20 protein-coding genes and 1 tRNA gene are annotated in these 21,994 nt (G+C 56.8%); 8 read left to right on the top strand and 13 right to left on the bottom strand.

Going from position 1 to position 21,994, the window contains the following annotated elements:
* The first annotated feature begins 198 nt into the window (after positions 1-198).
* Positions 199-924: a methyltransferase domain-containing protein gene (locus PQU98_RS05730; protein ID WP_272743942.1), complete on the top strand. Its 726-nt coding sequence runs from the start codon at positions 199-201 to the stop codon at positions 922-924.
* 85 nt (positions 925-1,009) lie between these two features.
* On the opposite strand, the gene PQU98_RS05725 is transcribed toward PQU98_RS05730, so the two are convergent.
* Positions 1,010-2,899, bottom strand: a complete 1,890-nt coding sequence (locus PQU98_RS05725; RefSeq protein WP_272743941.1) for a patatin-like phospholipase family protein — start codon at positions 2,897-2,899, stop codon at positions 1,010-1,012.
* A gap of 121 nt (positions 2,900-3,020) precedes the next feature.
* Here PQU98_RS05725 and PQU98_RS05720 point away from each other — a divergent pair, with 121 nt between their 5' ends.
* Positions 3,021-3,440 carry a DUF1489 family protein gene (locus PQU98_RS05720; RefSeq protein ID WP_272743940.1) on the top strand — a complete coding sequence of 140 codons (420 nt, stop codon included), beginning with the start codon at positions 3,021-3,023 and terminating at the stop codon, positions 3,438-3,440.
* A 62-nt stretch (positions 3,441-3,502) separates the two neighbouring features.
* Positions 3,503-4,675 (top strand): FkbM family methyltransferase, encoded by a 1,173-nt coding sequence (locus PQU98_RS05715; protein WP_272743939.1) that lies wholly within the window; start codon positions 3,503-3,505, stop codon positions 4,673-4,675.
* A 147-nt stretch (positions 4,676-4,822) separates the two neighbouring features.
* On the opposite strand, the gene panC is transcribed toward PQU98_RS05715, so the two are convergent.
* A complete protein-coding gene (gene panC / locus PQU98_RS05710) occupies positions 4,823-5,698 on the bottom strand; it encodes a pantoate--beta-alanine ligase (protein WP_272743938.1) in 876 nt (291 codons plus the stop codon).
* Positions 5,699-5,797: 99 nt separating this feature from the next.
* Here panC and PQU98_RS05705 point away from each other — a divergent pair, with 99 nt between their 5' ends.
* The 3 genes from PQU98_RS05705 to PQU98_RS05695 all read left to right on the top strand — a co-directional run bounded on the left by PQU98_RS05705 (position 5,798) and on the right by PQU98_RS05695 (position 10,015).
* Complete coding sequence (locus tag PQU98_RS05705; protein ID WP_272743937.1) at positions 5,798-6,568, top strand: SPOR domain-containing protein; 771 nt, start codon at positions 5,798-5,800, stop codon at positions 6,566-6,568.
* Positions 6,569-6,725: 157 nt separating this feature from the next.
* Positions 6,726-7,382, top strand: coding sequence for a DUF1134 domain-containing protein (locus PQU98_RS05700; protein WP_272743936.1), 657 nt, complete (start codon positions 6,726-6,728; stop codon positions 7,380-7,382).
* A 305-nt stretch (positions 7,383-7,687) separates the two neighbouring features.
* Positions 7,688-10,015 carry a TonB-dependent receptor gene (locus PQU98_RS05695; RefSeq protein WP_272743935.1) on the top strand — a complete coding sequence of 776 codons (2,328 nt, stop codon included), beginning with the start codon at positions 7,688-7,690 and terminating at the stop codon, positions 10,013-10,015.
* Between the two features lie 145 nt (positions 10,016-10,160).
* Here the strand turns inward: PQU98_RS05695 and PQU98_RS05690 are convergent, their stop codons facing one another.
* The 8 genes from PQU98_RS05690 to PQU98_RS05655 all read right to left on the bottom strand — a co-directional run bounded on the left by PQU98_RS05690 (position 10,161) and on the right by PQU98_RS05655 (position 15,890).
* Positions 10,161-11,204 carry an oxidoreductase gene (locus tag PQU98_RS05690; protein WP_272743934.1) on the bottom strand — a complete coding sequence of 348 codons (1,044 nt, stop codon included), beginning with the start codon at positions 11,202-11,204 and terminating at the stop codon, positions 10,161-10,163.
* Complete coding sequence (locus PQU98_RS05685; protein ID WP_272743933.1) at positions 11,194-11,829, bottom strand: TIGR02466 family protein; 636 nt, start codon at positions 11,827-11,829, stop codon at positions 11,194-11,196. The genes PQU98_RS05690 and PQU98_RS05685 overlap by 11 nt, the downstream gene beginning before the upstream one ends.
* A gap of 42 nt (positions 11,830-11,871) precedes the next feature.
* Positions 11,872-12,369, bottom strand: a complete 498-nt coding sequence (locus PQU98_RS05680) for a DUF805 domain-containing protein (protein ID WP_272743932.1) — start codon at positions 12,367-12,369, stop codon at positions 11,872-11,874.
* A gap of 210 nt (positions 12,370-12,579) precedes the next feature.
* Positions 12,580-13,059, bottom strand: coding sequence for a DUF805 domain-containing protein (locus PQU98_RS05675; RefSeq protein WP_272743931.1), 480 nt, complete (start codon positions 13,057-13,059; stop codon positions 12,580-12,582).
* 106 nt (positions 13,060-13,165) lie between these two features.
* Entirely contained in the window at positions 13,166-14,029 is an 864-nt protein-coding gene (locus PQU98_RS05670) for a M23 family metallopeptidase (RefSeq protein ID WP_272743930.1), read from the bottom strand.
* Complete coding sequence (locus PQU98_RS05665) at positions 14,026-14,769, bottom strand: hypothetical protein (protein WP_272743929.1); 744 nt, start codon at positions 14,767-14,769, stop codon at positions 14,026-14,028. The genes PQU98_RS05670 and PQU98_RS05665 overlap by 4 nt, the downstream gene beginning before the upstream one ends.
* Positions 14,770-14,923: 154 nt before the next feature.
* The gene (locus PQU98_RS05660; protein WP_272743928.1) at positions 14,924-15,664 is read right to left on the bottom strand and encodes an SIMPL domain-containing protein; all 741 of its coding nucleotides are present in this window, start codon (positions 15,662-15,664) and stop codon (positions 14,924-14,926) included.
* A 150-nt stretch (positions 15,665-15,814) separates the two neighbouring features.
* Positions 15,815-15,890 (bottom strand) — tRNA-Ile (locus tag PQU98_RS05655).
* A 249-nt stretch (positions 15,891-16,139) separates the two neighbouring features.
* Here PQU98_RS05655 and PQU98_RS05650 point away from each other — a divergent pair.
* Both PQU98_RS05650 and PQU98_RS05645 read left to right on the top strand, forming a co-directional pair.
* Positions 16,140-17,489: a tyrosine-type recombinase/integrase gene (locus PQU98_RS05650; RefSeq protein WP_272743926.1), complete on the top strand. Its 1,350-nt coding sequence runs from the start codon at positions 16,140-16,142 to the stop codon at positions 17,487-17,489.
* Complete coding sequence (locus tag PQU98_RS05645) at positions 17,435-17,872, top strand: GSU2403 family nucleotidyltransferase fold protein (protein WP_368408141.1); 438 nt, start codon at positions 17,435-17,437, stop codon at positions 17,870-17,872. The genes PQU98_RS05650 and PQU98_RS05645 overlap by 55 nt, the downstream gene beginning before the upstream one ends.
* On the opposite strand, the gene PQU98_RS05640 is transcribed toward PQU98_RS05645, so the two are convergent.
* The 3 genes from PQU98_RS05640 to PQU98_RS05630 form a co-directional block, all read right to left on the bottom strand.
* Positions 17,815-18,147, bottom strand: a complete 333-nt coding sequence (locus PQU98_RS05640) for a hypothetical protein (protein ID WP_272744511.1) — start codon at positions 18,145-18,147, stop codon at positions 17,815-17,817. The genes PQU98_RS05645 and PQU98_RS05640 overlap by 58 nt on opposite strands.
* Positions 18,148-18,505: 358 nt before the next feature.
* Entirely contained in the window at positions 18,506-18,766 is a 261-nt protein-coding gene (locus PQU98_RS05635; RefSeq protein ID WP_272743923.1) for a DUF2171 domain-containing protein, read from the bottom strand.
* Between the two features lie 714 nt (positions 18,767-19,480).
* Positions 19,481-21,916, bottom strand: coding sequence for a glycoside hydrolase family 2 TIM barrel-domain containing protein (locus tag PQU98_RS05630; protein ID WP_272743921.1), 2,436 nt, complete (start codon positions 21,914-21,916; stop codon positions 19,481-19,483).
* Positions 21,917-21,994 lie beyond the last annotated feature (78 nt).

Below are 21,994 nucleotides of genomic sequence, written 5' to 3'. Positions count from 1 at the left end.
GTTGTCGCTACCAAGAAGAATATATAGTTAGCGAAATTTGCTCTTTTACTCACTTTTGTGATCCTCTGGTAAGAGTATAAATAGCTAAAATTTACATTCTAAATGATCGCAGTTTTCAGTGAGCATGCAATAAATACTTGTGTCCAGTGGGCCAAATCAGCTTATGAAAAGCTGAGCTTTCGTGTGATTGAGTATACCATGTCCCGCCTGTATCATGACCTTTATGAGCGCGCCCTGACCGATCTGTGGCCGCATCTGCCCACAGAAATCGACGGCGGGCGCATCGCCGATCTGGGGTGCCATGACGGAGTGATGAGCGATATTCTGGCCGCCACTTTTCCCAAATCCAAGGTCTATGGCTTTGGTCAGAGCCGTCAGGGCATGGACCGCGCCCGCTCCTTGAGCCGTGATGTGTCGTGGGTGGAAATGCCGCCCGCGGGCTGGGCCGATGAACTGCGCCAGATTGCACCGGGTGGCTTTGACCTCTTGATCAGTCACGGTGGCGCGCCGGCGGGCGATGATCTGACGGATATTGCCCAAAGATTTCGGCCGCATATCAAAAAGGGGGGGCGCCTGATCGTTCAGGTGCCGGTAACGCTCAATGGCTGGATGGCGATCCTGTCGGGCATGGCGGATACACAGGCTGATGATCTTAAAACCTTCTCGGAACTGACGGAAATATTTCCGGAAACTGAGTTTGATCTGAAGTTCTGGTCGAGCCGCTATCTTCAGGTTTTCGACGACCTGACCGATCTGGCTGAGTTTTTGATGGCGCAGGCGGCACGGGTCAATGTGGCGCTGCTGGCCCCGACGATCGAGGATACCTATGCGCGCCTGTCAGGGGATAACAACGTGTCCGCCACCGCCGATGGCCACGGCTGCGCGGCGCTGGAGCATGTCTTTCTGGTCGCGTGTCGGAAGTAGATACCCCTCCGTCTTTTTGGCTTTTCGCCAAAAATCCACCTCCCCATCTTCGCTTTAGCTCGATAGGGAGGAGGGAGGGTATGGGTTAAAACAGCTTCTTCGGCACAGGCTTTATCTTGGGCGGGACAAACGGCGGGATCAGGTGGTCGTCGTCAGGCGTAAAGGCGGGGATGTCCGGGTGGATACTGGCGCCGCGCTTGCGCATGGTCGTGACCGGCCCGTCCAGCTTGGCCAGAGTATCGACCGTGGTCTGATAGCCGCTTTCGACCGCCAGATCATAGGCTTTCCAGTCGCGGATTTCGACCCCGCCGGGTTCAGGAATAATCAGCAAATCGGTCGCGGCGCGGCTCTGGGCCAGATCGGCGGCGGTCGTTATGGTGGCCGAGCGCATCATGATCGAGACGATCGGCGGGCCTTTGCGCCAGTCGCCGCGCCCAAACCAGGTCGGCAGGCTTTTGGGCACCTTGATGTTGCGCGGGTCAATGCCCTTGGCGCGGGTGACATCAACGCCGATGACTGTGCCCAAGTGGGTATTGGCCATCAGGCGCGCCGGAAATGAGCGCATGACGGCCCCGTCGACCAGCACCTGATCATCCTCGATCACCGGCGGCATAATACCGGGCAGTGAGATCGAGGCCCGCAGGGCTTTGCGCAATGACCCGGTCTTATGCAGCTTGATAGTGCCTGACGTCAGGTTGGATGACAGGCAGAAGAACGGGATTGGCATGTCTTCGATCAGGACATCGCCAAAATGCTCCTCAAGGCGGGCATCGACCTTTTTACCGGCGGTCAGGGCGATGAACGGAAAGGAAATATCATCCAGCGGCGACGAGTCCACAAAGGCCGCCCGAATGCGTCGGTCCATTTCTTCCTGCGGCCATTCAAGACCGGCGGTGGCGGCCAGGATCGCCCCCATAGATGAGCCGCCGACAAAATCAATCGGCACATGGGCATCGCGCAGGGCCCAGATCGCCCCCAGATGGGCAAAGGCGCGTGCCCCGCCGCCAGACAGCACAAGGCCTGTGCTATGGCCGGTCACAAGGCGGGCTATGCGGGCGGTGTCAGCCTGAGAGCTGTCGCAGACATGGAACCAGCGGGCGGGTTTGAGTGCGTCCAGCCACAGTTTGGTATGGCGGATGCCTTTGGCGCGGGTGGCCTGATCGTGCTGAATAATCAGGTCGGGCGGGTGCTGCAACCCGGCGCTGAGGCTCAAACCCAGATCGGCGCCGACGGCGGACAGATCGGGCGCGTCGACATGGCTTAAACCCGGCACGATCAGGAAGCTGTGGTCGACCTGACGGGCCGCCAGCAGGCGCCAGTTGGCCTCAGGCTTTTCGGCGACATAGAGCACATAGTCGTGGGCAGCCTCAAGGTCGGAGAACTCTTCGGAGGTTGAGCCATGATAGCGGGAATCGAGCACACAGACCGAATAGCCCATGCCCCGAACCGCTTCGGCAAGGTTTTCGACATAGGGGCGGGCGGGGCGGTCGCAGACAGCAAAAAAGGCAAAAACATTGGGGTTGTGAAGCTGCTGGTGGCCGCGCCCCTGAACTTCACGGGCGCGCAGGATCATCTTTTGCGCCAGGGCCAGCATGACTTCTGGGGATTTGGCCGCCGCCGCCATAAAGGCATCGCGCGGCAGGGCCAGAAGGTCAGTGTCGCGCAGGGCGATGACGGTGGAGGTGTGCTCGGTGCCCGCAAGCAGCGACATCTCACCGGCCGGCTCACCCGGTTTGATTACCCCGATCAGGTTAAGTTCACCGTCGTCCTCGTTTTGGCGGAACACCCCCAAACGGCCCGTGCGCACCAGATAGAGATGATCGGAATCATCGCCCGCGCTAAACAGGCGCGATCCGCCGGTCAGCGTGATCCAGCTTGCGGCCTCTAACGCGGTCGTCGCGAACAGTTTAGCCAGAGCGTCTTCTAAGGACGGAAAGGCATTGGGCGCCGCATCGGGTGTCTTTTTTTTACTCATCAGACTTCATATCCTGAACGCGGATCATATAAACACGGATTATGAGTTGTTTTGGTTAACAGAGCATAGGTGGGTTGCCTCTGACACGCGCAAGGCTCATATGAGGCGAAAAGGAGCGTTTATGGGCCAGGTTCATCTGATCAAGCTGTGTGTCGGGGTCGACAGTGTCGAAGAACTTATGGACTATGAAGCCCATCGCGGGCCGACCTATCCGGTTCATACCCGCCAGACGCCAAAACGAGCGGCGGAGCTACTGGACGGTGGATCGCTCTATTGGGTGATCAAGGGCGTGATCCTGTGCCGACGTGAGATTGTCGATATCGAAAGCTTTGAGGCCGCCGACAGTCCAACGGGGCTGCCTCTGTGCCATATCCATGTGTCGTCAAAGCCGATCTTTACTGAGGCCATGCCGCGCCGTCCGTTTCAGGGCTGGCGCTATCTGAACCTTAAGGATGCGCCGCGTGATATTCGTGATCCCCGTGACGCGGGTGATCTGCCGCCGGACATGGTGGCCGCGCTGAAAGAAGCGGGTGCGTGGTAGGAAAGCCTTAAGGCGAATCCGGTGTAGTGGGGGCTAGTTACCTTGAGTATGGAGGCGATGATATGTCGCTTAACGCCCTGAAATCCGCATCCTATCGTGACCTGATCCATGACGGGTTCGATGTCACCAACGCCCGTGATCTCAAAGCTGTTGATGACTTGCGCCGGTCGCGTGTGGATCTGGATTATGCCCGCAGGCCACTGATCCTGCTGGGGGCGGGTTCGATGATGGCGCGGGCCTTTGTGCAATACTGCGTCGATCAGTTTAAGGTCGTGGCGATCATTGATAACGGGTTGAGCGGCGGAGAACTGTGCGGCCAACCGGTGATCGGTGATGCGGGACTGGCGGATATTCTGGCGCGGTCGCCTGATGCCATTGGCATATTGTGTTGCGGGTCTGAAGCCCCCATGCGCCATTTTCAGAAGGTTTGGGGCGCGCGGGACAATCCGCTGCTGTTCTATTTTGAGGTCATGACGACATTCCCAAAAAACTTCGACGGCGGGGCGCGCGTCAATGATTTACGGGCCTTTGGGGCCCCTGAGATGCTGGCGCAGGTGCAGGCATTTGGGCGAAAAATCCTGACCGATCCCGAAAGCCGTAAGGTGCTGGATGCACTGATGATTTACCGCCTGACATGGGATGAGGCGGCGCTGGAACCGGTGCGCAGGCCGATCGAAGGCGTCTATTTCGACAACACTCTGTGTGCCCCCAATAATCGCGAAATCTTTGTCGATGGCGGGGCCTTTGACGGCGATACGGTGCGTCAGTTCATCGCGTGCACTAAGGCGCAGTATCGCCATATCCATGCCTTTGAACTCGATCCTATCAATGTTGATACGTTGCGGACGAAAACGGCGGATGTGCGCGACCTCAGCATCCACGCCGCCGGTCTATGGAGCCATGCCGACAGTATCGGGTTTGAAACCACAGGCGCTATGGGCAGTGCCATCAATCAGGCGTCCGAAGTGCGCTTACCGGTTGACGCGCTCGATAATATGAATCTGGGTGAGATCACCTTTGTCAAGTTCGACATCGAAGGGGCCGAAGGCCCGGCTCTTGACGGCATGACCCGAACGATTGCGGCCTATAAACCGAAAATGGCCTTAAGCGCCTATCACAAGGCCGATGATATTCCGGTATTGGCGCAAAAGCTGCTCGACCTGCGGTTCGATTACAAATTTGAACTGCGCCACTATTCGTCGATGATCTGGGAAACGGTGTTGTACGCGGGGTAGTGCCTATAGAACCTCCCCTGTTGCAGGGGAGGAGGGAGGCCTGATGTATCAGGCCGGAAGGTGGGGTAAAACCCCACGGAATTACCCCCTCTTCAGTTTAAGCGTGCTTAAACTGAAGCTCCCCCTGCAACAGGGGGAGCTCTTGGGCTAAACCCCGATATTATCGATCAGGCGCGTCGTCCCAAGCCAGGCGGCGGCCAGTATGCGCTGAGGCTCGCCATCGACCGGATCGCCAAGCGTGTCGGCATGGCGCACGGCGATGTAATCGACCTTATTGAAACCGGCGGCGGTCAGGTTGTCGGTGGCCTCAGTCACGGCGACGGCCACATCTGTGCCGTCAACGATGGCGGCGCGCACATGGCGCAGGGCGTTATAGAGCGCAATGGCCTGAGCGCGGTCTTCGGGCTTAAGATAGGCATTGCGCGACGACAGGGCCAGTCCATCCATTTCCCGCACGGTCGGCAACCCCACGACCTCAACCGGCAGATCAAGATCACGCACAAAGGCCTGCACCACCTTTAGCTGCTGATAGTCCTTTTCGCCAAAGACAGCGACATCGGGCATGACCTGATTGAACAGTTTGCAGACGACCGTGGCTACACCGTCAAAGAACTGCGGCCGGAAATCGGTCTCCAGACCCTGCGCGGGGCCATCGACATGGACGCGGGTCACGAAATTGGCCGGATACATGATGTCCGGCGTCGGCAGATAGACCAGATCGCAGCCGACCTCGGCCAGCTTTGCGATGTCTTCAGCCTCGCGGCGCGGATAGCGGTCAAGGTCTTCGGTCGGGGCAAATTGCATAGGATTGACAAAGATCGACACCACTACCTTATCGCTTAAGCTTTGGGCGTGTCTGACCAACGCCAGATGCCCGTCGTGCAGCGCGCCCATGGTCGGCACGAACCCGACCCGCAAACCGTCGCGCTTCCAGGCCGTCACCAACGCACGCAAATCGGCTATGGTGCGGGCAGTTTTCGGGTTTTGCGGAAACACAGGATCTTGAACGACGGTGGCAGACATAGGCGTACGTTAAACCTTTAAAGCAGCGTGGGTATTAACCATCTCTGTTAAGTACATTTTCTAACCCCGTTTTAAAGGGCTATGAAGTAGAGTGGCGTTATGGCGTATCTTCTCCCTCTCAGTAAAGATCTGGCCCCTCTGAGTAAAGGTCTGGTGCATAAGGCGTGGGTCGCAGGTGTGGCGACCTTGAGCCTCGGTATGAGCGCCTGTGAGGGCCCTAAGCGCGACGGTCAGGATTTCCAGCGTCTGGCGGCCCATATCCAATCCATTCAGGTTGATGAGACCTCACCGGCTCTGCCTGCGAAAACCGATCCGGCTACGGCCCCTGTACTGGCGCAAGCGGAAATCTCAGGCCCGCGTGACGACAAGGCGATCAATGTCATCGTCGACACGGCCCGCGACATGGCGGTAGGGCAGGGCGGGTTGTTTACCCAGTATAATAACCTTAAGGTTCAGGTGGTTGATCCGCTGGAGCTGGATCGCAATCAGCCGCCCAAAGGCGTGGTCTTGTCACAGGATGAAGCGTCTGAGACCAAAGTCATAGCCCCGCCCATGACCTTTGCCGATAGTGGTCTGTCGTCGGCCCTGACTGAATCCGAGGTCAAGCCAGCCTCTCAGACCGTCAATAAAGGCCGCACCATCCAGATAGGGTCATTTTCGACCCGTCATGGCGCGCAGGCGGCCTGGGATAAGCTAACCAGCAGCCATCCGGAAATGGCGCGCTTTAACCCGCAGATGCAGAATGTCCGCACCAATGGCGGCAAGGTTCTGGTCCGCCTCAAGGTCGGGCCGGTCTATACCGATGCGGAGGCGCAGGTGTTGTGCGCCAAGCTTGATGTCAAGGATAGCTGGTGCACCCGCGCGGGTTAGTTCGATATGCTGGCCTGTAACCTGCCATAATCACGCCGCAACCGCTCTTTAGGCTGGCGATGAACTGAGTATTAACAATCAGGTAAGACTTTAGTCATAGCTGTGTAGTTAATATCAGGTTATCAATATTCCGCCTTTTTCAGGAGCCGCAGTCCTCATGGAACGTCGTCAGTTAGAACGCCGCCAATTTGTCACCTCAGGTCTGGCCCTGGGGGCAGTACCTCTGATCGGTGGCCTTGTTCCGGGTTTGGCCAATGCCGCCCCGCCCGCGACCTCCCAACCTGTATCTTCGCCGACCTATCAGAACAATCCTGCGTCCGAAGACAGTACCTATTCGCGTGACGAAGTGCTGAATGCCGGTTCCAATTTCTTGGGCGTAACCGTTGAGGCCTTAGGCGGCGCGATCGAACGCATCTTTGGTGACTATGGTGACCGTCCGACTGCCTATATTGCGGGCGAAGAGGGCTCCGGCGCCATCGGGGTCGGTCTGCGTTATGGTAAGGGCCTTGTCCACATGAAATCGGCTCAGCGCCCGACGACGGTGTACTGGCAAGGGCCGTCTATTGGCTTTGACACCGGCGCCAATGCGTCGCGTGTGTTTACGCTGGCCTACTTCCTCGATAACCCTGAGCAGGTGTTTCGCCGCTTTCCGGGCGTCGAAGGCTCTGCCTATTTCATCGGGGGCTTAGGCGTGAACTATCAGCGCGCCGAAGGTATCGTGCTGGCCCCGATCCGGGCCGGTGTCGGCTTCCGTCTGGGGGCCAATGTCGGCTGGCTGTCCTATTCTAAAAAGCGCAATATCCTGCCGTTCTAGGCTGTTATCACGCCTTGCAGAATCAGCCCGGTACGCAGGTTTTACACCTCTGTGCCGGGTTTTTCTTTGGGCGCACGGTGTCTGGCCGTGGCATAACGGGCACAGGGTTGAAGCATCACGCGTGAGCAATAATCCGGTAACTGTATATTTTTTACAGACATTATTCTGTAAAATCAGAAATTTGATAATCCATGTAATCTTACCGTCGCACAACTGACGTGAGCGTGTAATTTATCCGTCGCGGATCTGTCGTCGGCTGAGCCTATGAGCGCCGTCAAAGCCATGTGGGCTTTGGGGATACGACAATGAAAACAGCCTTATTTACCAACGCGGCCGTGGCCGCCATCTTAAGTGCCGCCATCGCACCGTCCGCTTTTGCCGATACCGTGGCCGCACCGGCCGCTGATGAAGCCATTACCGAAGTTATCGTCTACGGTCAGGGCCAGAGCCGTCAGGTTCAGGCGGTTAAGGCGAGCGAACTGGCGCTGGAAGCGCCGGGCACCAGCCCGCTGAAAGCCATTGATAAACTGCCGGGCGTGACCTTCCAGTCTTCGGACCCGTTCGGCAGCTATGAGTGGTCGACCCGCATTGGCGTGCGCGGCTTTAACCAGAACCAGATGGGCTTTACGCTGGACGGCGTGCCGCTGGGCGACATGTCCTATGGCAACCACAACGGCCTGCATATTTCACGCGCCATCACCAACGAAGATGTCGCCCGTGTTGAGCTGACGCAAGGGGCGGGTTCACTGTCGACAGCTTCGACTTCGAACCTCGGCGGCACGTTGCAGTTTTTCTCACGCGATCCGTCCAGTGTTATGGGCGGCGAAGTCGCCGGTACCGTCGGTTCCGAAGCCATGCACCGTCTCTATGGCCGCTTTGAAACCGGTGAAATCGCGCAACTGAACAACCTGCGCGCCTATGTGTCGGTCGCCGATCAGAAGACCGACAAGTGGAAGGGCGGCTCCGAGCAAAAGCAGCGTCAGTTCAGCGCCAAGGCCGTCATGCCGATCGGCGAAGGTGAAATCACCGGCTTCTTCAACCGCTCTGAGCGCCGTGAGCAGGACTATCAGGACATGTCGTTTGACATGATCAGCCGTCTGAGTCGCGACTGGGATAACTTCCAGCCGAACTGGGCTCTGGCTAATCAGGTGGCTGCTGCCTATCAGAACCCGGCCAACTACGCGCCGGTCAACCCGATTCTCGATGGTAACGGTTGCTGGACCGGCAATGGTGCGAACCCGTATCAGGGCGGCGTGAAGTGCATCGACGATGCCTATTACGCCGGTGCGGGTATCCGCGACGATAATCTGGGTGCATTGAGCATTAGCTATCCGCTGACCGACACCATCAGCGTCAAGGCCAGCCTCTATAAGCACACCAACGAAGGTCAGGGCCTGTGGTACACGCCTTATGTGCGCACACCGGCAACGATTGCTAATGCCGCCAATATTACGATCCGTACGACTGAATATGATGTCGATCGTACCGGTGCCTTCGGTTCGGTGATGTTCGATCTGGGCGCCCATCAGGTCAGCGCCGGTCTGTGGATTGAAACCAATGACTTCAATCAGGCCCGCCGCTTCTATGGCGAAACCTTGTCGGCACCGTCGCGCGATCCGCTCGATTTCCAGTCAAACCCGTTGCTTACGCAATGGCAGTATGCCTTCACCACCCAGACCTATACCGGTTATGTGCAGGACGTGTGGACCGTCACCGAGGCCTTTAAGGTCAATTTCGGCTTCAAAGCCGTCAAGGTCAGCAACAAGGTGCGCAGGATTGCTGGCAATGTCATGAACGGCAAGATCGAGTCCGACGACAGCTTCCTGCCGCAGGTCGGCGTGGTCTATAAGCTTGACAACAATATCGAACTGTTCGGCGGCTATACCGAAAACATGGCGGCCTATGTGTCGGCGGCCACGTCCGGCCCGTTCAGCTCACAGTCGCAAGCCAATGTCGACTTCGTAAAATCGTCGCTCGATCCGGAAACATCCAAAACCTTAGAGGGTGGCCTGCGTCTGAACGCCGGTTCGGCCTTCCAGGGCGTTGTGGCGCTCTATCATGTTGAATTTGACAACCGCCTTCTGGGTGTGGCTCAGGGCGCGTCGATCGTGGGTAATGCCACGGTTCTGTCGAACGTGGGCGGTGTCGAAACCAACGGGGTTGAAGTGGCCGGAACGTGGCGCATCACGCCGGAATGGAAGCTCTATTCGTCCTACAGCTATAACGACTCCCAGTATCAGGATAATGTCGTTAATGCCGCGGGCGCGATTTTGGCCAATACCAAGGGCAAGACCGTTGTCGATACGCCTAAGCACATGTTCAATGCCGAAGTGGCTTATGACAATGGTAAGCTGTTCGGTACGCTCGGCATGAAGTTTACGGGTGAGCGCTACTACACCTATGAGAACCGCGGCGGCAAGGTTGACAGCGCCAAGGTGGCCGACTTCACGGCGGGCTATCGCTTTGCCAATGATCTGGATGTGCAGGTCAACGTCACCAACCTGCTGGACGAAGACTATATCTCGACCATCGGTTCGGGTGGCTTTAAAAATGCTGACCTGACGGGTGAGGCTATGACCATCCTGCCGGCCGCCCCGCGCATGGCCTTCATCACGGTCAAGAAGCGGTTTTAAGACCTTTAGAACCTCCCCTCTTGCCAAGGACTTGAGAGGGGAGGGGGACCGCAAGCGTCAGCGTAGCGGTGGTGGGGTAAACTCACCCCCTCTTTCATTTGGCACACCAAATAAAAGCTCCCCCTGCATCAGGGGGAGTTCTTTTTTATAAATGCACCTCTGTCCCCTCAAGGGCGCTGAGCTGGCCCAGTTCCAGTATGCGCATAACCTGATAGGCCTCTTCGGCGGGTACGGGGTTGGGCGCATCGTCCATGATGGCGGCGGCAATGGCTTCGTAAAAGCTTAAGTGGCGGCCGCGTTCAGACATCACGCTTTCCGACATACCGACATGGTCATCGATAATGACCGGCCAGTAGCTGCCTTCATGGGCATCAATCCCAAAGCTCGGATCGGTCGGATCGCCTCCGGCCTTGAGGGCGTCCTCCTGCGGGTCGAGGCCATATTTGACAAAGGTGCCTCTGGTGCCATGAACCTCAAAGCGCGGACCGGCGGCAGGCGTGAGCACACTGGCGCTGACCGTCACCCGCAGGCGCTCATATTTAAGGGTCACGTTGAAATAGTCATCGACCACGCTACCGTCACGCTGACGAGCCATATCGGCCATCAGCGACACTGGCTTGCCGAACAGGCACAATACCTGATCCACCAGATGCGGCCCCAGATCGAACCACAGGCCTGCCCCCGGTACATCCTGCTCACGCCAGCGGTCACGCAGCTTGGGCCGGAAGCGGTCAAAGCGCGAAATCAGGCGGGTGATGTCGCCCAGCTTATCGTCGGCGATCAATCGTTGCACGGTCAGGAAATCGGCGTCCCAGCGGCGGTTATGAAACACCGACAGTAACCGGCCCGCCGCCTTGGCTTCGACCATCAGGGCCTCGGCTTCGTCAAGATTGATAGCAAAGGGTTTATCAACCACCACATGCTTGCCTGCCCGCAGCGCCGCCAGCGCCTGCGGGGCGTGCAGGGCGTTGGGGGTGGCGATAACGACCAGATCGATCTCAGGATCGTTGAGAACGATCTCAAGATCGGGCGCCACGCGCACGCCGGGTACGGCGGCGGTCACATCGGCGGGGCGGGAAGAGACGATGGTGTGCAGCCTCAACCCCTTGGTCGCCCGGATCAGGGGGGTGTGGAAGATGCGCCCGGCATTGCCAAAGCCGACGATGGCGGCATTCACATTAGAAACCATAGTTAAAACTCACACTTATGCGGACATCATCGCTCTGGTTCATCGTCACTTCGTGACGCAGCCAGCTTTCCCACATCAGTATAGTACCTGCGGCGGGGGCCTCGTAAGCAAAGATTTCGTGATCGCGGCGGTGCGGGGTTTTACGCGGCGGGGCGTTCATAAAGCCCATCAGGCGCGGGTCTTCGAACTTTAGCGCCGACGCCTTATCCGGCACGGCGACATAGAATGTGCCGGAAATGACGCTGTGCGGGTGGATGTGGCCGGAATGAAAGCCGCCGGGTTCCAGTATATTGATCCAGATGTTGTCAAGTTTCAGCTTTTTGCCGCCCAGATCATATTCCAGAACCTCAGCAAAGGCGTGGACGTGGGTGTCCAGTTGCTTTTTCAGATCGGCAAACACCGGCGCATATTGGGTGAGGTTGCTCATCGACCCATAGGAGGTATAACCCGGATAGGCGTTTTTTTCGCACCAGTCATGGCCCGCCTCATCGTCATCGGCAAAGGCCCGGCAGGTGTCGTCAATCTCTTCGATAAAGGTCTCGAAACCAGCGCTGCCGGACAGGTCGGCGCGGTAGATTTCGGTAACAAACAGAGGGGTAATGGTGGCGGGCGAGGGTGTTTTCATGGCCCTGTTTAGCGCCGATTTGAACGCCCGGGCAAGTGGCGTTTAGAAAACGGCTTCGGCGGTATCATCCTTGCCCTTTGGGGCTGGGCCGTAGCGGTTGGGGCCTCTGGTGCCTTTGACGATGGAGAGGATGAGTAGGAGGGCGTAGAGGTAGTAAGTGAACGCCATCATGATCCAATCCACAACCTGCTGTGCTTTATAGAAAGGCTCTGTGCCGGGTTCATTAAGAGAAGCAACAAGAAAGGTCGCTGTGAAGCCGATGATGGGGACGAGTAAATGTCCTATTGCAGGCGCAAAAGACCAATTGATATCGTGAAGCCGTTTTACGGTAACCGCAAACACGGGCCATAATGTAATCATTCCAATTAAGCCTGGAATGGTAAGCATTAAACCGTATCGCCCGATATCATCCATAGGGTAATAGTTGCGGATTAGAAAGGCGAGGCCTTCGGTAATCACACGCAGCCCTACCACAAACAGAATAAACGGCAGGCGCGTGACGCGACCTTGGGTCGAGAACAGAAATTTGAGCGCTGACAATGGATTACCCCCCTGCTTGTCATAAGCTTAGAGCGGGGAGTAGGGTCTGTAAATACCGGTTGGTGAAATCAAAACCTCCCCTCTTGGAGGGGAGGAGGGAGGCCGTCAGGCCGGAAGGTGGGGTAAATAACGCAACGGATGCCGTTACAGTAACCCCCTCTTATGTTTAAGCGGGCTTAAACATAAGCTCCCCCTGCATCAGGGGGAGTTCTAATACGCTTCCTCGGCCATACGCGCGGTGCCGGGCGGCGGGCCAAAGCGGTTGGTACGGTTAACCCCCGGAATGATCGCCAGCAGCACAAACAGCCCCAGACTAATCAACGCCATGATGTTTAACCCGATCCCGGCCAGTTCAAACATGCGCGCCAGATGTTCGGCATCGGCGGTATAAAACTGTGAGCGGGTGAAAAAGATCGCAATCCCGATCAGCGGAATAAACTGAACCAGCGCCAGCACTGCCGGCCATTCAATGTCATGCAGCCGCTTTACCGTCACCGCAAACAAAGGCCACATCAGGATCAGTGTAATGATCCCCGGAATGGCGGTCAGCATAATATCATCATATGTCAGGGCGGGCATATAGCGGCGCTGAGCGTAGCCTATGGCTTCGATCATAAGCTTGGCACCAATGACAAACAGCAGAAACGGCAGTCGCGCTACCCGCCCACTCAATGAAAACAAAAACCCCATGATCAATCCCCGTATCCCCTCGGATAAGACGAGTATGCCACTGTTTTGCAACTGCGCAATGGTATGGCGGCCACAGTCCTTGACGGAATTAGCCTGCCGCCCCTTTTTACTCTACCGTCTGGCAGTCGCCGCCCAGCTTGCGCTCATAGGCATCAACCAGCGCCACATATGGCGGCACAAAGGTGTTGGCCGACAGAACCGTGCCATCCGGCAGGGCCTCAGTTTGAGCCACCCGCACTTCAAAGTGCATGTGGATGGTGGTGTACTGCTGTACGCCGTTCTTGAGGCCGAGGTTGTTGGACACCAGCCCCAGTTTCTGCCCGCGCACCACATGATCGCCATAAGCCACTTTGAGGCTGGATGACTGCATGTGCAGATAACGGTAAATGCGATACGGCGGAGATTTACCGGTAATCGCCACCGTCATGGACGCGACCTGAGTAACGACGCCGTCTTCGGCGGCTACGGCCCAATAGGTGTTGGTCTTACAGGTCTTGGGGCGGATATCCTGCCCCTGATGGCCCTTGGTGCCGGTCTTGCACATGACATTGCTGCCGGTGCGGGTCTCGCAGAAATTGTCCTGCCACGGATAGGCATAGTTTTCCGGCGCGCACTGACTGGGGTTATCGGGGCGCTCATAGCCGCCCGGTTTCCACACCTGAGAATTGGCATAGGACGGGGTGTCGGCCAGCGGGAAACAGATGCCTGGCGCCCAGTTTTTGGTATTGGTATAGCTGGGGCCGGATCCGGCGATCAGTTGGGTGGGCGGGTCGTAGGGAAAGGTGGCGGCACCTGAGGAGGCCACCTCCGATGACGTCTGGGAGGCGGTCTCAGAGGCCGCTTCAGACGCGACCTCGGTTTCCGTGCCGACTTCGGGCGTCGGCGTTTCCGGGGCGGGCGTCTGGTCGCAGGCCATCAGGCTGATGGCGGCAAAGCCGATAATGGCGACGGCAAACAGAACCCGGATCATAAGTTCGCTCCTGCAGCACGGGCCTCGGCCAATGCCGCAGCCCCCAGCACCACATCGGTCAGGTCGGCCACGACAGTGCGCAGATAACTATCGGTCTTGCACGCCGCGGCCTCTGAGTCATCGCAGGTCAGATCGGCGGTATAGGTCACGTTGAAGCGTGTAAAGGTCGCGGTCCAGCCGTCTTCGGTACGGTCGATTTGCACGGGCTCGGCCACGCCCTGAATACGGGCGGCGCGCTTTTCCAGACGGCTGATGGCGCCTTTGGGCGCAACCTCGGCGGCGGCATTGCCGGACAAGGTAATCTGCACGCCGTCGCCCTGCGGCAGGTTCATGGAATAGGCGTCCCCGAACGAGATCAGGCGCGCCTGAGCGGTTTTAAGGGCGCCGCCGCTGCGGGGCAAAAGGATCGGCAGGCGGGTTTTGTCCAATTCCGGGCGGGGCAGGCGTGCCGTGATAACCGCCGTGGTTTTAGCGACTATGCCACGCTGGTGGCGGGCGGCAGCGGCCTGCCAGTCGATACGCGGGCGTTGTGGTGTCGGAGCGGTCTGGGGGGCAGGCACGCGGGCGGCGGTTACGGGTACATTCGTAACGGTAGCGCTTTGGGCCACCGCCAGTTGCGACAGGCCAAGGCCTGCGATCGGAGTCAGGATAACTATCCCCATACCAACAGTTACCATCACATAGGGATGGGCCATTTTTCTGATGATCCGGCGACGGATTCGCGTACGTTTCCCTGTCATCTGTTTAGAACCCCCACGCAGGTGTTTTACCGCGTTAAGACTTGTTAACAGATGTGGATAAGTCTGTCATGCCGCGCCTAAGTCCTTAAACCAAAAGGGTGCGGCCTGTGATCGAAAGGCCGCACCCTGATGATTTTATTCGCGCGTCAGGAGATTATTTCTCCAGTTCGAACTCAGCACTGACGGAGATGGTAACATTTAACTCGCCCGCTGCGATCGGGGTGGCATCCATCATCTCAGCGCGCGCAAAGCTTTTGTAGACCGGCTGAGGCGCGTAGCCGCCGGATTCCGATAGGGTGATGATGCGCTTGACCTTATAACCCATAGCCGTTGCATAGAGATCGGCGCGCTGGGTGAGGGCGGCGACGGCGGCTTTACGGGCATTGTCTTCGGCGGTTTTTGAATCTTTCAGGCCGAAATTGATGCCGTCGATCTGGTTGATGCCGGCCTTGACCACTGCATCGATGCTGGTGCCCAGGCGGTTAAGGTCATCAACCTTGACCGTCACGCGGTTCGACGCCTGATAGCCGCGTAAGATCGCCGGAGCATTTTGCGGATAGTCGTACTGGGCATTGAGGTTGAGGTTCGAGGTCTGGATGTTTTTATCCGCAATGCCGAGTTTTTTGAGCGCGGCAAAGACGGCGCTCATGCGGTCGCGGTTGAGCTTCATGGCTTCTTCGGCGGTCTTGGCCTCGGTCATGACGCCGAAGTTGATCGACGCGGTATCCGGCGTGGCCTTGACTTCGCCTTGGGCGCTGAGATTGAGCGTGGTCGGTTTTTGCATCATGTGGGCGGCGTGTGAGGGTTGCGTGTCCTGAGCCAGAGCGGGCAGGGCGGCCGTGCCAGCCATAAGCACCGCGACGGCGGAAAGTGTGGTTATGATGGGTTTGGTCATTGTCGTATAATCCTGAAAAAGTCCCTTAAATCCCGACGTGATCACAAACCACAATTACGGCGCGATTAAGTCTGGGGCATGACGGTATAAAGACCGTCCACATCTGTGATATTTATGCGATCAGCTTCAGGCCGTTTATTAAATGAAAGGTGGTAGGCGAGGAGGGACTCGAACCCCCAACCAGACCGTTATGAGCGGTCGGCTCTAACCATTGAGCTACTCGCCCCCAAAGACGTAATAACCGATTTTATAAGAACCGGCGTCTCTAAGTAATGGCGGACAGAGAGTCTATCTAACCATTGGCGCTAGATACCGCCTATTGCCGCAGAAATAAATAGTTATTTTAAATGTTTGTTCGAAATCTTGCCGCCAACTCGCGCTGGGAATAGCCTACCCTTTGGCGCCAAATGCGTGGGTAAACGCGTGGGTAAACCACCAAATGCGTGGGTAAATGCGTGGGTAATTGTGCGGTATTATGGTGCTGGAAATGGCGGAACGGATTGAAAATCGTTTAACGACGAAATCGGCTGACGCGAAAAAAGAACCTGGCCTCTACGCGGACGGCAACGGGCTTTGGCTTCAGGTCGCGAAACGTGGGGGCAAATCGTGGATATTTAGATATCGATGCGGACGGGCCACGCGAGAGATGGGGTTGGGTTCGTATCGTGATATCGGTGTCCGGGAGGCGAGAATAGCCGCAAGTGCCGTGCGCCAAAAGATCGCCGCAGGCGTCGATCCGCTTGAGGAAAAAAGAGCCGCTGAGCTTGCTGCGAAGGAGGAACAGCGCAGGGCTGAACAAGCTAAAGCAATGCGAATGACATTTGGTGTTTACGCCCGAAGCCTAACCCGGACATGGGTGAAAGACTTTAAGAACAAGGCGCATAGTCGATCCTGGTATGCGACGTTTGGATCAGATCCGGAGGATGGTGTTCGCCCGCCGAAATCCCCATACACGCAGGCAATTCTCGACATTCCGATAGAGGAGGTCTCAACGCCGGAGGTGGTAGAGGTTCTGCAGATCCTTGCCGATCGCCCAGAAACGCAGCGGCGGGTGCGCGCTCGCATTGAGCGCGTTCTGGATGCCGCTAGAGCGATGGGACTGAGATCGGGGGATAATCCGGCGAGATGGGATGGCCATCTCGAGGTCTTGTTGGGGAGACCCAAAAACCGGGTTAGCCGACATTTCGCCGCTCTGTCCCATCAAGAGTTACCAGCGTTCATGCAGAAATTGAGGGCAACTGCTGCTGTGACACTGACAGGGTCGACTAAAGGGAAGTTGGTACAGTTCGACCTCGCCCTACCATCGATGTCAGCACTAGCATTGGAATTCACCATATTGACCGCCGCAAGAACCAGCGAAGTGCTTCTGGCTCGTCGATCCGAATTTGATCTGGACCAGAAACTATGGATCGTACCAGGCGAAAGAATGAAATCCGGGCGGGTCCATCGCGTTCCCCTTCAGGACGGGGCAATTGCAATACTTCGCCAGTTGTGGCCGCTAGCGAATGACCCCGACCGCTACGTGTTTATTGGTCGGGCCGGCGACGGTCATCTCTCAAATATGGCTATGACGATGTGCTTACGGAGGCTGATGGGACGAGGACCAACTGTCCACGGGATGAGGTCCGCGTTTCGTGATTGGGTGGGTGATGAAACCGACTACGCCCGAGAGGTTGCTGAAGCGGCGCTAGCTCACGTTGTCGGAGACAAGTCCGAACAAGCCTATCGAAGGGGAGATGCTTTGCAGAGACGCCGCATGTTGATGGATGATTGGGCGAGATATCTCGACGGCAGTTCTCAGGCTGCGAACACGTCGGCCACATAACTGACTGTCCGACCTTGATGCCAGCTTTGGGTGGAGCGTCGGCGCAACCACCACATCGCCTGGACTTTCTAATTCATCATCCTGTCAGGGCAATCATGATGCGCGGTGGCGGCATTCCGCTACTTGTGTCGTCGTCTGAACGGTTTGCTGTCCCAAAACTCATCGTCTGGGCGTGCCGCCGCACGGATGATGCCTGCCCTTATAGAATGATAGATTTGGGGGGTAGCTGGTATACGTGGCAAGGCAAGGACATGCAGACCGACGTGCTAAACCACTCGGTGGTTTCTGACGTTCCTGCGTTAAGCCAAGCCTCTTGGGTTAGCGCCTATGGGCCACAGGTCCAGTCACCTTCAAGCACCATTTTTGCGCCGTCCGCCCGTTGATAGGTGAGGGTGGCTGGGCGTGGTGGTGACTCCCCACCGCCGGTGGCGGGACCGGTCAGGTTGATACGAACCGTGTGTCCCCGTCCGGTAAAGACGGGGCCATTCACCATCGCATTGAAACCGCCAGGCGCCCCGAGCCGTTCGACATATTGGCCAACCTTTATAACCCCTTGCGAGGATTCATTGGCGACATTGCCTTTGGCGATCAGAAGGGGATCGTAAGTGTCGTTTGAAAAATGACAGCTAAGCTCACCCGGCAAACTGGCAGCCTCCATATCCGCGGCGGTCAAAGCTGTAAGTTGGATTGAAGAGCCATCCCCTCCGGTTGTCTCAGAAGATGCGGACGATGCTACAGTAGACTGGGCAGGCTCTTCCGCAGCGGGGGAGGCCGTTTCCGTAGGCGTTTCGCTAACGGGCGCAGGGCTGCAGGCTAGGAGCATCCAGGGCATCAGGAGAAAGACAAGAACGGATTTACGGTAGAGCCGCTGTCGGTTGTAAGGTATCACAGCCATTCTCCTGATGAAGATTGACGCATTGCCATTCACTGCATCGTACCTGATGATGAATGACCTAAGATAAATTGGGTATTCTATCAAGGTTTTGGCCAGCCGATGAGGCTAGGCCAAAAACACCTTATTTAACATCCTCGCCGTCTTCCTCTTCTTCCAGCATAACAGCGACATCAGCGTTTGCAGATAGCCGCACCCGATCACCGTCTATGCCCGCGACGAGGCCCAGATCGATAAAGTGATGGTGGCCTTTGTGGGCATTGCTTTCCACTTCCAGTTTTGTGAGTTTGATGCGGCCGTCTACAACGCGGTCAACCGTGCCGACGTGTACGCCGTCTGCGCCAATAATCTCGGCATGCTCTTTGATGTCTGCAATATCTACCATATTCGTCTCCAGGTTCGGCCGAAAACACGACCTTATCTGTAGTGGGCCTGCCGACTGTAAAATCACAATGCTGTGCAGGTGGTCAAACCGCTATGAGGCAATCTGGCTAATTTGATGTGACCGTCACAGGCGCATAGCATTCTTATGTTGAGATGATCGCAGTTGTTCGTCAGGCAGGACTGGTCAGGCAGGCTTTGGTCCGGACGTGATCCGCTACGTCGCTGATTGCGATAGGCGGTCGATGTAGGCCCGAACTTCTCTTGCCAGAACATATGTGCATCTACCCTGCTTTATCCGCCTAAACTCTTTGCGCTTCACCAGGCGATGAAATGTGTCGTCGCTCACACCCCCTAGGACATCGCAGACTTTAGAAAGACTCCAGAGTTGATCATGGTCTAAAGCTGACCCTGAAACCGAAGTTGATGAGATTTTGCGTTCATGGACATCTATTGCGGTCGGTTGCATATCTAACCCCCTCTTGGGTGTATGGACCATCAGCATGCCCGCTCACGCGCCTTTGCAAAACCCCGTTTCGAGGTGCAGGGGGCATTATCGTAATTTGTCGAAGCAATAGAGATCAAGGCGATGGCAGGGATAGCCAATCAACCTCGCGTCAATTTTCGGGGCTATCACGCGTCTGCCGTTTCCCCAACCAAGGTTTGATTGTGAAGCTGCCCTTGCCGTCACAATCATACCTTTTCAATTGCTCATCACTTATTGCGTCGATACGGTATTGAGATGAAGGATTTGTGAGGGCAGGCCCTCGGCGCTAGCCTCAATTTGGATGGCTCCCGCCGTCACATGTGATTTTACCACGCCGACGGCGCGACCGTGGAATGTCTTTACGTGTCCTGACTGCAGGCTTTGCGCCTCCATCGGGTTGCCGCTTCCCGCGCCCGCCAGTTGCCCGGCTCCGCTAACTTTAAAGCTCAGCTTCAGGTCGCTATCACGCGCGTAAATAGGCACCCCGTTCCCGTCGAGCAGTTCAGCGGTCACATATGCCAAGCTCTGGCCATCTGCGCTAAGTTCCTGTTTATCGACGGTGACGCGTACGGAGGCCGGATCACCGGCTGTTTTAAGCTCCCATTGACCCGCGGGTTTGCCATCGAGATACCCAATCGCTTTGAGCGTCCCTGCTTTATACGGCACCGCAAAGTTTGCCTTGTATTCGCTATCGACGCCCACTGCCTTTTTGCCCAAGCTTTTGCCATTCAGGAACAATTCAACTTCTGGGAATTCGGAATAGACCACCACATCAAGCGGTTTGCCCTCTTGTCCGCGCCAGGTCCAGCTTGGATGGACATCGTCCAAAGACCAGTCGAGATGTTCGCCGGTTATGGGGAAGTAATCGCGATCGGGCAGATCCGCGGTGCCTTTCGGCTGGGCCACGAATATCGATACCGGATCTATGCCGGTTTTCCACAAAACTTGCCGGTAAAAAGCTGCGGGGCGCTTGCGCCCGGTGGCGTCAATTTCCCCACAATAGGCGAGGTGCCAGGGGTACGGGCCAAGTTTCTGCCAATCCTGACTATACCCCATCCAGCCGATCCCCGTTTCGCCGAGGTAGTCCACGGCGGTCCAGACAAAGTCGCCAATTACGGACGGCATGGTTTCGGCAACACGCCAGTACCTAAACGCATCTTTCGGTGTCGATTCAGACGTGTACATGACCCTCTCAGGGTGATCGATGTGATCCTGTGCGAATTGATTGGCGCGATAGTTCAGGCCAGCGACGTCCAATTCGGCCAAAAGCGCCGCATTATGGGGGCTGTCGACATTAACGCCTTGGGTAACGGGTCGGGACGGATCAAGCTTGCGGACAGTTTCGGCCAGCATCCGAGCCGTTTGAATGCCCTCTGGTGAGGTCTGCTCTGGAATTTCGTTGCCGATGCTCCAGAAAACCACACTGGGATGATTTCGTCCGCTGACGACCATACTGGTCACATCGGCCTTCCAATCGGTCTTAAAAAACCGGGAGTAGTCCATTGGCTTCTTTGACTTATTCCACATGTCAAAGGCCTCATCGATGACCAGAAGGCCCAGTTCATCGGCGGCATCGAGCGTCGCCTGACTGGCGGGATTATGAGCGCTGCGGATGGCATTGTAGCCCGCCGATTTCATCAACCAGACCTTACGGGCGTCAGCATCAGGCAGACCCGCAGCCCCCAGCATGTAGTTGTCATGGTGGATATTGCCGCCACGGAGTTCGATCGATTTGCCGTTCAGGCGCAGACCGTTTTGAGCATCAACCGTTATTGTGCGGATACCGAACCGGGTTTTACGCTCATCCAAGACCCTGTCGCCCAGTCTGATGGTTTGCTTCAGATAATACAGGTTTGGAGCGTCTGTTGACCACAGGGCCGGGTTTTCCACGCTTAAGGTTTGATCCAGCGATATAGAACTTGCCGCTTTGGTGGTCACGCTCCTCTCGGTCTGACTGACGATCCTGCCCGATACATCGACAATTTGTGACTCGAGAGTCAAGCTCGCCGCGTTTTCGGAGCGATTGATGACTGGGGTTTTAATGACAACCTCGCCGCGCGTCTCGGTGGCGATGGGCGTCGTGATCGCCGGCCCGTCGGAATCAATATGGATGCGGTGCAGGGTTTCCAGGTGGACAGGGCGAATGATACCAGATCCGGCATACCAGCGGGATGACGGGTCGGTGTGGTTGACCCGAACGACAACGGTGTTGTTTCCGGTCTTGACCTTGCCGGTAAGGTCAAGCGTGAACGCGGTGTAGCCATAATGGTGTTTTGAGACGTGCTGGCCGTTTACCCAAATATCGGCATCCATATATATGGCTTCAAAATGCAAAAGTACGACGCCCTCAGAATCCTTGGCGCTTAAGGTCAGGTCGCGACGATACCAGCCTATACCGCCCGGCAGATAGCCGGAATCCTGTCCTGAAATGGCCGTTTTGTCGAATGGGGGGGAGCCATCAGGTTTGTCCATGACTGAAAAGTCATGTGGCACGCTGACCTTTTTCCATGTCGCTTCGCTATATGCCGGCGGCTCGGACCCCAGGGATTCCACTGCCGTAAATCGCCAGTCCTGAGACAGATTTATCCGCTCGGCAAGCGCGTGGGGTGCCGACAGGGCGAGTAGGAGCGCCATCGACGAGGGAAACAGCACGTTAAAATATCTCATTTTGCTAACTTTCATATCGCTGAAATAGCGGTTTGGAATGTGGCCGTGTCGGTTTCGACAGGCGCTTAGGTCTGTCCA

The organism is Asticcacaulis machinosus (assembly GCF_028550435.1).
Taxonomy (GTDB): domain Bacteria; phylum Pseudomonadota; class Alphaproteobacteria; order Caulobacterales; family Caulobacteraceae; genus Asticcacaulis; species Asticcacaulis machinosus.
This window is presented reverse-complemented; position numbering and strand designations above follow the sequence as displayed.

Bases quoted from the DNA above. Each gene is read 5' to 3' on its own strand.
- PQU98_RS05730 (WP_272743942.1), top strand. From the start codon at position 199: ATGTCCCGCCTGTATCATGACCTTTATGAGCGCGCCCTGACCGATCTG.
- PQU98_RS05725 (WP_272743941.1), bottom strand. From the start codon at position 2,899: ATGAGTAAAAAAAAGACACCCGATGCGGCGCCCAATGCCTTTCCGTCC.
- PQU98_RS05720 (WP_272743940.1), top strand. From the start codon at position 3,021: ATGGGCCAGGTTCATCTGATCAAGCTGTGTGTCGGGGTCGACAGTGTC.
- PQU98_RS05715 (WP_272743939.1), top strand. From the start codon at position 3,503: ATGTCGCTTAACGCCCTGAAATCCGCATCCTATCGTGACCTGATCCAT.
- panC (WP_272743938.1), bottom strand. From the start codon at position 5,698: ATGTCTGCCACCGTCGTTCAAGATCCTGTGTTTCCGCAAAACCCGAAA.
- PQU98_RS05705 (WP_272743937.1), top strand. From the start codon at position 5,798: ATGGCGTATCTTCTCCCTCTCAGTAAAGATCTGGCCCCTCTGAGTAAA.
- PQU98_RS05700 (WP_272743936.1), top strand. From the start codon at position 6,726: ATGGAACGTCGTCAGTTAGAACGCCGCCAATTTGTCACCTCAGGTCTG.
- PQU98_RS05695 (WP_272743935.1), top strand. From the start codon at position 7,688: ATGAAAACAGCCTTATTTACCAACGCGGCCGTGGCCGCCATCTTAAGT.
- PQU98_RS05690 (WP_272743934.1), bottom strand. From the start codon at position 11,204: ATGGTTTCTAATGTGAATGCCGCCATCGTCGGCTTTGGCAATGCCGGG.
- PQU98_RS05685 (WP_272743933.1), bottom strand. From the start codon at position 11,829: ATGAAAACACCCTCGCCCGCCACCATTACCCCTCTGTTTGTTACCGAA.
- PQU98_RS05675 (WP_272743931.1), bottom strand. From the start codon at position 13,059: ATGGGGTTTTTGTTTTCATTGAGTGGGCGGGTAGCGCGACTGCCGTTT.
- PQU98_RS05670 (WP_272743930.1), bottom strand. From the start codon at position 14,029: ATGATCCGGGTTCTGTTTGCCGTCGCCATTATCGGCTTTGCCGCCATC.
- PQU98_RS05665 (WP_272743929.1), bottom strand. From the start codon at position 14,769: ATGACAGGGAAACGTACGCGAATCCGTCGCCGGATCATCAGAAAAATG.
- PQU98_RS05660 (WP_272743928.1), bottom strand. From the start codon at position 15,664: ATGACCAAACCCATCATAACCACACTTTCCGCCGTCGCGGTGCTTATG.
- PQU98_RS05650 (WP_272743926.1), top strand. From the start codon at position 16,140: ATGGTGCTGGAAATGGCGGAACGGATTGAAAATCGTTTAACGACGAAA.
- PQU98_RS05640 (WP_272744511.1), bottom strand. From the start codon at position 18,147: ATGGAGGCTGCCAGTTTGCCGGGTGAGCTTAGCTGTCATTTTTCAAAC.
- PQU98_RS05635 (WP_272743923.1), bottom strand. From the start codon at position 18,766: ATGGTAGATATTGCAGACATCAAAGAGCATGCCGAGATTATTGGCGCA.
- PQU98_RS05630 (WP_272743921.1), bottom strand. From the start codon at position 21,916: ATGAGATATTTTAACGTGCTGTTTCCCTCGTCGATGGCGCTCCTACTC.